7 protein-coding genes are annotated in these 12173 nt (G+C 70.7%); 3 read left to right on the forward strand and 4 right to left on the reverse strand.

The window, feature by feature from the left end:
- Positions 1 to 32 precede the first annotated feature (32 nt).
- The 3 genes from ACIBG4_RS11810 to ACIBG4_RS11820 form a co-directional block, all read right to left on the reverse strand.
- On the reverse strand, positions 33 to 3887 hold the full coding sequence (locus tag ACIBG4_RS11810; RefSeq protein WP_397201789.1) for a S8 family serine peptidase: 3855 nt from the start codon (positions 3885 to 3887) through the stop codon (positions 33 to 35).
- A gap of 180 nt (positions 3888 to 4067) precedes the next feature.
- Positions 4068 to 6947: an ATP-binding protein gene (locus ACIBG4_RS11815; RefSeq protein ID WP_397201790.1), complete on the reverse strand. Its 2880-nt coding sequence runs from the start codon at positions 6945 to 6947 to the stop codon at positions 4068 to 4070.
- Positions 6948 to 7037: 90 nt separating this feature from the next.
- On the reverse strand, positions 7038 to 7532 hold the full coding sequence (locus tag ACIBG4_RS11820; protein WP_397201791.1) for a hypothetical protein: 495 nt from the start codon (positions 7530 to 7532) through the stop codon (positions 7038 to 7040).
- 181 nt (positions 7533 to 7713) lie between these two features.
- Between ACIBG4_RS11820 and ACIBG4_RS11825 the strand changes: the two genes are divergently transcribed.
- The gene (locus ACIBG4_RS11825) at positions 7714 to 8628 is read left to right on the forward strand and encodes a YihY/virulence factor BrkB family protein (protein WP_397201792.1); all 915 of its coding nucleotides are present in this window, start codon (positions 7714 to 7716) and stop codon (positions 8626 to 8628) included.
- A gap of 6 nt (positions 8629 to 8634) precedes the next feature.
- Here the strand turns inward: ACIBG4_RS11825 and ACIBG4_RS11830 are convergent, their stop codons facing one another.
- Positions 8635 to 9639, reverse strand: a complete 1005-nt coding sequence (locus ACIBG4_RS11830) for a LacI family DNA-binding transcriptional regulator (RefSeq protein WP_397201793.1) — start codon at positions 9637 to 9639, stop codon at positions 8635 to 8637.
- Positions 9640 to 9887: 248 nt separating this feature from the next.
- Between ACIBG4_RS11830 and ACIBG4_RS11835 the strand changes: the two genes are divergently transcribed.
- A complete protein-coding gene (locus ACIBG4_RS11835) occupies positions 9888 to 11165 on the forward strand; it encodes an ABC transporter substrate-binding protein (protein ID WP_397201794.1) in 1278 nt (425 codons plus the stop codon).
- A gap of 80 nt (positions 11166 to 11245) precedes the next feature.
- The gene (locus tag ACIBG4_RS11840) at positions 11246 to 12172 is read left to right on the forward strand and encodes a carbohydrate ABC transporter permease (protein ID WP_397201795.1); all 927 of its coding nucleotides are present in this window, start codon (positions 11246 to 11248) and stop codon (positions 12170 to 12172) included.
- The last annotated feature ends 1 nt before the right edge of the window (position 12173 follow it).

Here is a 12173-nt window from a genome sequence, read left to right on the forward strand (position 1 = left end):
CGCGATACGCTCCCGACATCTCCGCGGCGGGACTAGCTCAGCGTGAACGCCCGGGCCGTGGTCTGCTCGACCTTGTTGCCGTCGGCGTCCCACGCCTCGGCCCTGAGGCTGACGGCCCCCTTGGTACGGGCGAGCGCGGGGTAGGTGAGCGTGGTGGTGTACGCCCCGTCCCGGCCCTTCCTGACCGTGGCGTTCTGCCAGGTCCGGCCGTCATCGGTGCTGTAGGAGAGCTTCAGCCCGGCGATCGCGGGCAGCCTCTCGGTGGACGGCGCGTGGCTCACATCGATCTCGAACGTGTGCCGGCGCCCGGCCGGGACGCTGTTGTCCAGCGCCTGCGTGTCCCCCAGGTCGTAGCCGACGAACACCAGCGGCTGGGGCCCGCACGCGCCGGTCAGCTGCGGCAGGGACAGGCAGACGTGGGTGCCGGTGACGGTGTCCGTCGGACGGCCCTTGGACCGGAACGTCCAGACGTTGGTGTTGCCGCGAGCAGTCTGTTCGAGCCGGTAGACGCCTTCCTCCTTCGGCAGGCTGTACATCGGGTACGGGCTGCCCTGGTGGCGCGGGAGTTCCTTGGCGTCCTTGTACAACTTCGCGAGGCCGCTGAGATAGGTGTCTTCTCGTCCCTGCCGTCCGTTGCCGTTCACGAGGCTGAAAGAGGCCAGGAAGACATTGCCGGCCCGGCACATCGGACATTCCAGCCGGTAGTTGATCCCGGGCAGCGAGGGCATGATCTGGCTTCCGGGGGTGAGCACGCCCGCGTTCCAGTTCCGCGTCTCCCTGCCGGCCTTCTCGACCGTCGTGGCGATCCTGGCGGATTCGGTGCTGCCGGCGTCCACGGTGCCCAACCGGAGCGTGTCCGTGGAGAACCCGCCGAAGTACTCGGGCCGCTGGGCAGGTCCGGCGAAGCCGAAGGCGGCCGAGAACGACACCATCTCCAGCGGCTTGAAGCTGTGCCAGACCTCGAGCTGCCGGCCAGGGCCGTCCGGGCCGTGGAAGTCGGTGTCCACGGTGCGCAGCCGGTTCTGGGAGTAACGGTAGGTGAGGTCGGCGGGGATCCTGCCTTCCTCGTACTCCTGCAGCTGGTAGGTGTAGTCGATGGTGGGAGTACTGGTGACCTCGAGGGTGAGGGGGCCGCGGGCCAGCTGTGCACGCAGCTTCTCACCGGCTGTCCTGAGTATCTGCGCCACCGGGAGCTCCGCCGTGCCGGCACCATGGGTCGAGGTGGGGACCTGGCACTGGGGGGCCGAGCCGTTGGGGAACAGCACGATGCCCACGGCGCCGGCGGCCTTCAACCGCCGGACACGCTCGATGTCGATCTCGCACGCCTGGGGCGGGCCGACGACGAGCAGCGCGAGTTTCCCGCGAAGGTCGGTGGCGGCGATCTCCTCGGGACTGGCGGCGCCGACGTAGGCCGGTTTGTAGCTGCGGGTCCCGGCCGGGAAGGGGATGTCCTCCACTCCCATGCTCTGTCCCTTGTCGAAGTACTCGTTCGTCCAGGATCCGATGGGGTATTTCTGGGGGGCCACGGCGCGCACGGCCAGCTGCTCGTTGAACGCGGTGAGCCGGGTCGAGAACAGGAACTTCCCCTTGGTGACCTTCTGGGTGGGGCTGACATACCGGTCTCCGCCGGCGATGAGGCCCATCTCTCCCGAGGCCACCGGCATGCCGTCCCATGCCGTGCGCACAGACGTGATGGCGCCGACGGCGTGTCCCAGGTCGATCGGCTTCGGGGTCTCGTAGCGAAGGAGGACGGCCTTGCGGGCGTCCAGGGTGATCTCGCGCCCGCCCTCCGGCACGACGACCTCGGGATCCATCAGCGTGGCCGTCGGGCCGGCTCCGCCGTCGACCGGCTGGTGCACGATTCCGGCGGAGACGGCGTAGGTGCCGGGCTCGACCATGTACCGGTAGGTCCCGTCACCGAGGTAGGAGGCCCCCTTGACGCCGTAGGTGCCGGGAACGTCGACCGCGGTCGCCGCGACGTAGAACTCCAGGGGCCCCGGCGCCTGACCGTACCTGTTGATGGTGTGGATGGTCAGCGGGACCCGCTTGGGCCCGCGTACCAGGCCGATCGGGGTGGTGACGTGCGCACCCGCGGCGTCGGTGGCCACCAGGGCGCCGGTGTAGGCGCCTCTGGCGAGACCCTCCGGGTGCAGGGTGACGGTGGCCGAGGCGGTCCCGCCCGCCGGGACGGTCACGGTCGGGGCGCTGACCGTCAGCGCGTCCGCCGTGTCCTTCATGGTGGCGTCGAGCGTCAGGGTCACCTCGGCGTCGCCGTCGTTGGCGTAGGTGACGGTCCTGTCCACGGTGTCGTTCTGGTCGACCGCGATGGAACCGAAGTCGGCGTTGGGGGTGGTGGCGCTCACCTTCTGGGAGATGGCCCGGGCCACGTCCACCCGGCCGGCGCCCTGCTGGTAGACGGTGTGCCCGGCGTCCTTGGCGGTCGACATGAGGGCCGCCTTGAGCCGTTCGCCGCGCCAGCCGGGGTGTTCCTGGGCGAGGATGGCCGCGGCCCCGGCGACGTGCGGGGTGGCCATGGAGGTGCCCGAGAGCGTGGTGTGGAGGTCGTCGACGGGGGTGCCCAGGCTGGTGCCGGCCGCGCGGGCGGCGATGATGCTCACGCCCGGTGCGGCGATGTCCGGCTTGAGCGCGCCGTCGGAGACGCGCGGACCCCGGCTGGAGAAGCTCGCCAGTGCGTCGGACTTGTCGGTGGCGGCCACGGTCAGCGCCGACTCCGCGGCGCCGGGTGTGCCGACGGTCTCCTTCTCCGGCCCCGAGTTGCCGGCGGCGATCACGAACAGCGCGCCGGTCGATTCGCTGAGCTCGTTGACGGCCTGCGAGAGCACGTCCGTGCCGTCGGTGGGGTCACCGCCGATGCTCATCGAGACGATCTTCGCTTTGGCCTCGCCGACGGCCCACTCCATGCCGGCGATGATGGCGGAGCTGTCACCGGATCCGGCGTTGCCGAGAACCTTGCCGATGGCGAGCTTGGCGCCGGGTGCGACGCCCTTGCGGGAGCCGCCGGAAGCGGCGCCGGAGCCGGCGACGGTGGCGGCCACATGGGTGCCGTGGCCGTGGCCGTCGGCCACTTCCTCGCCGGGGACGAAGCTGCGGCTGGTGACGATCTTCCCGGCCAGGTCGGGATGGGCGGCGTCGACCCCGGTGTCGAGGACGGCGACGGTGGTGCCGGAGCCGTCGAACCCGGCCTTCCACGCCTCCGGCGCGCCGATCAGCGGCACGCTCTCCGCGAGGTCGACCTTGACCTTGGCGTCCAGCCACACCTTCCCGATTCCGCCGGTCAGCGACGTGAGCTGCTTGTCCGGTGTCGCGGCGCTCCGGCCGCGCAGGGTGGACCAGAAGTCCAGCGCGCCGTCCTTGTCCACCGCCACCGCGGCGCCGTGGATGCTGGGCAGCGAGCGCTGGGCGGTGCTGGCGGGCAGTGCCTGCGCGGTGGCCGCGACCGAGGCCTGCGGAGCGCTGCCCTGGTACTGCACGATCAGCGGCAGTTGCCTGGCCGCGTCGTCGGCGAAGCCGTTGGTCGCCAGGTACCGCACGTCGAACAGGCGGCGCTCCAGGATCCCCGCCTCGATGGCGGGCCGCGCGTCATCCGGGATCACGAAGATCCCTTCCGGGCTCGCCTCGCTCCGGAAGATCGGCGTGCTGCCGTCCGGACGGCGGACGGCCTCAGGGGTCGCGGTGTACCGGCCGCTGCCGTCCCGGGTGAGCCGGACGGTGTCACCGGTGATCAGAGTGACGTTCCACCGGCCACCACCGGAACCGGCCGGCGTGACGACGTCGCCGTCATCCCCGGAGGCGGCGCTCGCGGCCGCCGTCGTGAGCAGTCCGGCGACCAGCGCCGTGACGACGGCTCCGGCTAACAGTCTGGGCATGCTGCGTTCCTGCCTTCTTGCGGGATGGGGGACGGGGCAGCGCTACGGGCGCGCCTCATGCGTCGACCCAGCTGTCGTCGAGCTCCGGCGCCGGTGTGCCGTCGGCAACCTGCTCGTCATCGTCCTTGTCTTCGGGAGCACGGTCGGGCATGCGACAAGGGTCGAGGTTCCGGCCGCAAGTTACCTATGGGGCGAATGCCCCATTTGTTGTACGTCGGCCAGACGGTTGGCGATCGCGGCACGCGAGTGCAGGCCCAGTTTGCGCATCGCGGCGCCCAGATGCTTGTCGACGGTCTTCGCCGACACGAAGAGCTGCCTGGCGATCTCCTTGTTGGTCAAGCCGGTGGCCGCCAGCCTGGCCACCGCGCTCTCCCTCGGTGACAGCTCGGAGCCGTAACCGCGGGGGCCGCCCCGATGGCGGGCCGGTGAGGACAGGCCCCACTGCCTGCCCGCTCGGGTGGCGCGATCGAGATCCCAGCCGGCGCCCAGCCTGCCGTACCCCTCGATGGCGGCCGCCAGGAGGTCGGCGGCCCGCTCGTCACCCACGGCGAGCAGTCGTGTGGCGGCCTGCTCGCGCGCCTGCGCCGCCTCGTAGGGCGCGGGAAGCCGGTCATAGGCGGCCGCGGCGGCCGTGAACCGTTCGGCGTCGCCTGTCAGGAAACCTCTGGCGTGCTCGAGCGCCGCCGGCGCGAGAGGGGCGTCCAGCTCGGCGAGCTCGCGATCGAGACGCGTCACCAGCTCGGCGGCCTCGTCGGCGCGGCCCACACTGACCAGAGCCTCGGCCAAGGCCGGAACCGCCCGCACGCCGACCGGCCACAATCCCTTGTCCGCCCACAGGGCGAACGTCGCGGCGGTGCCCGCCACCGCGGCGCTCGCCCCGCCCCGGGCCGTGGCGAGCCGGAGCAGCGCGCTCACCGGCAGCGGCAACATGTCCACGGCGCCCGTCTCGAGGTTCTCGCGCACCAGGTCGTCGAAGCGGATGCCGTCGAGCCTGCCCTGCGCGAGTGCCAGGCACGCCGCGACGGTCTCGGCCAGGACGTGGTAGGTCCGCTGCCCGGCGAACAGGTCCAGCAGGACCTCGACCTCTTCCCTCAGCCCCTGCCACGAACCGCTGCAGTAGGCGTGGACGGCCAGATCCACCCGGCATCTGAACTCGGTCAGGCGGGTGACGTCGTGCCTGACGGCCTCCGCGAGAGCGGTGTCCAGCAGTTCCTTGGCGGTGTCATGGTGTCCGGCGAGTGCGGCGATCGCACCGACGGAGTCGTAGGCCACCACCTCCCACCGATTGGCCGGACGGTTCCCGGTCTGCTCCAGCATCTGCCCGGTCAGCGCGGCCCGGCGCGGGTCGCCGATGGAGGTCAGGACCATGGCGGCCTTGCCGAGGACGGAGACCCTCCGCTCGGGTTCGTCGATGGCCGGGATCAGGGCGAGTGCCCGGTCGAGCCACGACAGATGCTCGGCGAGCGGGATGCCGGGGCCGTTCGGAATGCTCAGCCCCACCATCGCCGAGGCTGCCAGAAAGGGGTTGTCCAGCAGCTCGGGAACGGCATCGGCGATCTGGCGGAAGCGTTCGCGCAGTGCGCCCGATCTTTCGAGCTGCAGGCCGATGAGGAAGTTCAGCTCACCGCGCACAGGGCCGGCCGGCTGCCGTTCCGCGGCCTCGCGCAGCAGGTCGATGACCTCGCCCGCCGACAGCGCGTAGCCGGCCGCCCATCCCAGCCGCACCGCGATCCGGCCCTGCCGGACCGGATCGAGGGGCGCGTGCCGAAGCACCGCTTCCAGCAGGCGCTCCGCCTCGGCGTCGTTGGCCAGCGCCACCGCCTGGGCCGCGGCCTTCTCCGCGGCCTCGACCCACGCGTCGTGGTCGCCGGCGCGGCGGAGATGGTGGGCGATCTGCCCCAGAGGCTCGGGACGCTGCCGCGACACGGCCGCCGCGGCGCGCGCGTGCAGCGACTGCCGTCTGGGCAGCGGGACGCTCTCGTACACCGCCTGAACGGCCAGCATGTGCCGGAACCCGGCGGCCCCCGCGCCTTCGGTGAACAGGCCGCGCTCCAGCAGCTCGTCCAGGCCCGCGCGGGCGTCCTGCGCCCGCGCGTGGCAGGTGGCCACGAGTACGGACACCGGCACGGGCACCTGCAGCACGGCCGCGGCCTCCGCCATCGCCTGCGCGCTCGCACTCAGGCCGCGCACGCGCTCCAGCACCGAGTCACGCACCCCGGCGGGGACGTCCAGCGCGTCGAGTGCCTTGCGGGCCCACCCGGTGCCGCGCTGGACCAGCATGCCGCGTCCGCGCAGCAGCGCGACCAGCTCCTGGATGGCGTACGGCAGCCCGGAGGTCCGCTCGCACAGGTAGGCGGCGAACTCCTCCGACACCTGCGCGGTGCCCAGGATCGAGGCGGTCAGCTCGTTGGTCTGGGCCACGTTCAGCGGCGGCAGGACGATGTGGGCCCGTGTCACCTCGGCGCGGTGCCGGGTCATGAGCGCCCTGATGCCCGGGTCGACCTCCTCGCCGCGGAAGGTCAGCACGAGCGCGAGCCCGGCCGGCGGATCGGCCAGCAGGTAGCCGAGGAACGCCACCGTCTGCTCGTCGGCCCAGTGCATGTCCTCCAGCACCAGCACCACCGGGCCCAGCGCCCTGAGCAGCTCCACCAGCCCGCGGAACACCCGATGCCGCCGGCCGGCGGGATCGTCGAGCGGCTCGGGCGCCGGCGGCAGGCAGGGAGCCAGCTCGGGAAGCAGCGGACGCAGGGCGCCGGTCACCGGTGACAGGAGCGCCTTGTCCAGGTGCTCCCCGGTGCCGCGCAGCGCGTCGAGGAGGGGGCCGAGAGGGAACGGCTCGCGGATCTGCACGCATCCACCGACGAGCAGCAGGTGAGCGCCGAGCTCTGGCTCCGAGGCGAGCTCCCCGACGAGCCGCGTCTTGCCGATCCCCGCCTCGCCCTCGATCAGGGCGACGGAAGGCGCGCGCGCCACCGCAGCCAGCAGGCGCCGCAGCTCCGCGGCCCGCCCCACGAGGACCGGAGAGATCACCCGGTCTCCGGTCACATCAGCGTCGTCCATGGTCAGTGCTATTGAAGCGGCCCTTGTGCGGGTTTGTCACCTCAGGCGCCCGCCTTCGACCCGCCTGAAGATCGGACGTCCGCCCAGGCCCTACGATCCCCTGACCTCCCACCAGCCGCGCGTGCATGACCACTTGCCCGCGGCCTTCACGCATGCGCGGAACTTGCGACCCCCTGGGGCGTCCACCGCGAACGACGTGGCGCTGCGGCCTCCCCTGCCCACGACCGCGTGGCAGGCGTGGTAGGTGCGGCCTCCGTCGTCCGTCCAGTCGACGGAGACCCTGTCGCCGGCGCGCAGGCCGGTGCCCCATGCCCACCACACGTCACGGCCTCTGTAGACACCGTTCGCCTCGTACAGGTGGACCGCGCCGCGGCGCCCCGACGCCCCTGCCATGCGCTGCCATGCGCTCCTGGGCACGTCGCGACTCACCCTCAGCCGCGCCCCGCACGAGTAGTTGATCGGTCCCGCGGCCTGGGCGTGCGACACCTGACGGGCGTCCCGCACGGAGGCGCCGGCGGGCGAGGCGGCGGTCAGGACACCGCCGGCCACCATCGCGGCGACCGCCAGAGTTCGGAGGTTACGCATGTGCTCTCCCTGGTTGCGAAATCTTGTCGACCGCAGAGTAGGAGCGCCTCCGTTGAGAATCCGTTGAGCATGCGTTGACCGGCCGTTTCAGGGCAAGAGCTGTGCGCCGCGTTCGCCGCGGTACGGTGAGCACCCGGCGGCGTACGGCCACCAGGACGGAGAGCGAAGGGAACCTCGCGCCATGAACGCCACCGGACCGTTCAAGGGCCTGGCGGCGACCTGGCGGCGGGCCCGCGACCGGCACGGCTGGCTCGACCATCTGTCCCGCGCCGTGGTGCGCTACGACAAGGCCGACGGCGGCCGGCTGTCGGCGGCCCTCACCTACTACTCCTTCTTCGCCACCTTCGCCCTGGCCCTGCTGGCCTTCGGCATCCTCGGCCACGTCATGGACGACCCGACGGTCCTCGCCACGGTCCAGCACTACCTGAGCGAGAACTTCCCGCGCCTCGACGTCCAGGCGCTGCGGGAGGCCGGGGGCACGGCCGGCGCGGTGGCCTTCGTCGCGCTGCCGGTGACCGGGCTGTTCTGGATGGACACCCTGCGCTCGGCCACCCGGGCGATCTGGCGGCTGGAGGAGTACCCGGGCAACTTCTTCCTGCGCCAGCTCATCGACCTGGGCGTGATGGCCGGGCTGGGGCTGCTGCTCGCCCTGTCGCTCGCCGTCGCCTTCGCCGCCGAACGGCTGCTGACGTGGCTGGCCGTGCTCACCGTGGGCGTGGAGGCCCTCCCGGCCCAGTGGGTGCTCACCGCGGCCGGGATCGTGCTCGGCCTCGGTGTGAACACGCTGCTGGCCATGGCGCTGCTGACCGCGCCGCCCCGGTTAAGGATGCCGCTGCGCCGCGTGATGGGCCCGGCGCTGGTCATCACCGCCGGGCTGGAGATCCTCAAGACGCTCGGCCAGGTCTACGTCAACCTCACCGCGGCCAACCCCGCCTACCGGGTCGTCGCGGGCGCGGCGGGCATGCTGCTGTTCCTGAAGGTGCTCAACCAGCTCATCCTGTTCGCCACCGCCCTGACGGCCACCGGGACGGCGGGCGACGTCAAGGATCTGGCCGTCCGGGAGCGCGGCATCGACGACCGCGCAGCCCACCTGTGACCCGGTCTACCCGGTGGAGCCGCGGACGACCAACGGGGTGGGCAGGATCCGCGGGAGAGGGGTGACGCCTTCGTTGATCATCGTGATGACCGCCGCGGCCGCCACCATACCGAAGCCCGCCTTGTCCTGGGCCAGCGTCGTCAGCCCCGGCGGCACCAGCGCGGCCAGCTCGATGTCGTCGAACCCGACCAGCGCGATGTCGTCGGGCACCTTCAATCCCGCCTCCGTCACGGCCCGCAGCGCGCCGATCGCCATCTCGTCGCCTGCGACGAACACCGCGTCCGGCCGCTCCTCCAGCTCCAGCAGGGTACGCATCGCGGCATGACCACCGGACAAGTAGAAGTCGCCCTCGACGACCAGCTCCGGCCGATGTGCCAGACCGAGCGCGGCCAGCTCCTCCAGGTAGCCGCGCAGCCGCTCCGCGCCCGGCCCGGTGCGGACCGGGCCGGTGATGGTGGCGATGACCCGGCGCCCGGTCGCGTGCAGGTGGCGGACCGCCTCGCGCGCCCCGCCCACGTTGTCGGAGGTCACGTAGGTGGTCCACGGCCCCTGGACGGGCCGGTCGAGGGAGACGCACGGCACCTCTGATCCTGCCAGCGGCTGGAGCGAGGGGTCGGCCCTGCCGTTGTCTATGAAGACCACGCCGTCGAGGTTGTGCCTGCGTACGGCGCGGAGATAGCTGTCGGGCGTGCCGTCCTCGCTGGTGGCGAGCATGAGCAGGTGGTAGCCGCGCTCGCTCAGCGCGATCTTCAGCCCGATGAGGATGTCCTGGAAGAACGGGTGCCGCCAACCGGGGCGGCGGTGGTCGGTGTCCCAGATCAGGCCGACCATGTGGGACCTCTTGGTGGCCAGAGTGCGGGCCGACTCGTTGGGCGAATATCCGATGCGTGTCGCGGTGCTGAGAATGAGCTCGCGGGTCTGGGCGTTCACCACCTCGGGGCTGTTGAACACGCGGGAGACAGTCGCCGGCGAAACCCCGCAAAGGCGCGCCAGCTCACGAATCGTTGCCACGGACTTACGTTATCGCACCTCGCTGAAACCGGTTTCATGTAACCGGTTACCGGGAAAGTATGGGAGAGCTGACAGCGTGTCAACCAACACCGCCAATTTCTTTTGCGTGACGTTTCTGTGACTTGACAGAGAATGGTGGAGTTATATGGGATGTCGCACTGACAGGCCGATGCCGCACCGTTGCCGCGGGGCTCGGCCTTCTCATCGCATCTCGCAGTCACCCTTCCTCTCCTTCGAAGGAGTCCCAGGTGTCTGCTGGACGAATCCGTCTCGCCGCCGGAGTGCTCGCCGTCGGCATGCTCGCCACCGGTTGCGGCGGCTCCCCCTCCACCGGCTCCACTCCGGCCGAGGGCAAGATCACCCTGACCCTCAACCTGTTCGGGAACATGGGCTTCAAGGAGCTCTACGCCAAGTACGAGGCCGCCCACCCCAATATCAAGATCGTCGAAAGGACGTCGGCGTACAACGACCACCACCGCAACCTCGCGGCGCACCTGGCCACCGGCAGCGGCACCGCCGACGTCGAGGCGATCGACACCGGCTTCATCGCCCAGTTCAGGAACCAGCCCCAGCACTTCGCCGACTTACGCCGGCACGGCGCCGACCAGCTCAAGGATCGCTGGCTGCCGTGGAAGTGGGAGGCGTCGCTGGCCAAGTCGGGGGCCCAGATCGGCTACGGCACCGACGTAGGCGGCCTGGCCATGTGCTACCGCCGCGACCTGTTCGAGAAGGCCGGGCTGCCCACCGACCGTGACGAGGTCGCCAAGCTCTGGCCCGACTGGACGTCCTACTTCGAGACCGGCAAGCGCTACACCGCCAAGAAGCCCGAAGGCGCCGCGTTCTTCGACGGCGGCCCCCAGGTGTTCAACGCGATGGTCGGCCAGGCCGAGACCGGCTACTACGACACCCAGGACAAGGTCGTGGTCGCCACCAACCCGGCCATCCGCTCCGCCTACGACGAGGTGCTCAAGGCCGTGGCCGACGGCCAGTCGGCCAAGCTCGTCGGCAGCTCGCCCGCCTGGAACACCGGCTTCGCCAAGAGCCAGTTCGCCACCATCGCCTGCCCCGCCTGGATGCTCGCCAAGATCCAGGACCAGGGCAAGGACTTCGCCGGCCAGTGGGACGTGACCGCCATCCCCGGCGGCGGCGGCAACTGGGGCGGCTCCTACCTGACCGTCCCCGCCAAGGGCAAGCACGTGAAGGAGGCCGTGGAGCTGATCGCCTGGCTGACAGCGCCCGAGCAGCAGATCGAGGTGTTCACCAAGCACGGCATCCTGCCCTCCACCGTCGCCACCTACGACAAGCCCGAGGTGACCGGGCTCAAGCATGAGTTCTTCAACAACGCGCCGATCGGGCAGATCTTCACCACCGCCGCCCGCAACCTCAAGCCCCAGTACCAGGGCCCGAGGGCCGGCGACATCCAGACCGCCATCCGCGACGCGATCAACCGCGTGGAGGAGGGCAAGCAGAACGCCGCCGAGGCGTGGACGCAGATGCTCGGGGACGTCGAGCGCATCAGCAAGTGACGCGCATCGATCCGTGAGAGCCGGGCGACGGCGGGCGGTCAGGACCCGCCGTCGTCACCCTTCCCTCCGAGGAGCCGACCATGACCTCCGTCAGATCAGGGCCTCGGCGCCGCTGGGCCTACCAGCTCGACGTCAAGGGCTCGCCGTACCTCTACATCGCCCCGTTCTTCCTGCTGTTCGGCGTGCTGGGCATGTTCCCGCTGCTGTACACCGCGTACGTCTCTCTCACCGACTGGAACCTGCTGGACCCGAACCGCGAATGGGTGGGGCTGGCCAACTACGCCGAGCTGCTGGCCGACGACTACTTCTGGAACGCGCTGTTCAACACCGTCAGCATCTGGCTGTTGTCCACCGTGCCGCAACTGCTGGCCGCGCTGTTCATCGCGCACATGCTCAACCGCCGGCTGCGCGCCCGCACGCTGTTCCGGATGGGCGTGCTGCTGCCCAACGTGACCTCGATCGTCGCCGTCACGATCATCTTCGCCCAGCTCTTCGGCCGCGACTTCGGCATGGTCAACTGGGCCCTCGATCTGGTGGGCCTGGATCCCATCGACTGGCAGGCCGGCACGCTCTCCTCGCACGTCGCGATCTCGATGATCGTCATCTGGCGGTGGACCGGCTACAACGCCCTCATCTACCTGGCCGCCATGCAGACCATCCCCGAGGGCCTGTACGAGGCGGCCCGGCTGGACGGAGCGAGCCAGCTCACCCAGTTCCGGAAGATCACCGTGCCGATGCTCCGCCCCACGATCATCTTCACCGCCGTCGTGTCCACCATCGGCGGCTTCCAGATCATCGCCGAGCCGCTGCTGTTCCAGGCCGGCACCGGCAACCCGACCGGCGGCTCGGACCGCCAGTTCCAGACCGTCGGCCTCTACCTCTACGAGCAGGGCTTCAGCTTGTACGAGTTCGGCTACGCCTCGGCGATCGCCTGGACCCTCTGCGTGATCATCGTGGTCATGGCGCTCGTCAACTTCGCCGTCACGCGCAGGATCAGGAGCAGCTGAC

The organism is Nonomuraea sp. NPDC050383 (assembly GCF_044459125.1).
Lineage (GTDB): Bacteria > Actinomycetota > Actinomycetes > Streptosporangiales > Streptosporangiaceae > Nonomuraea.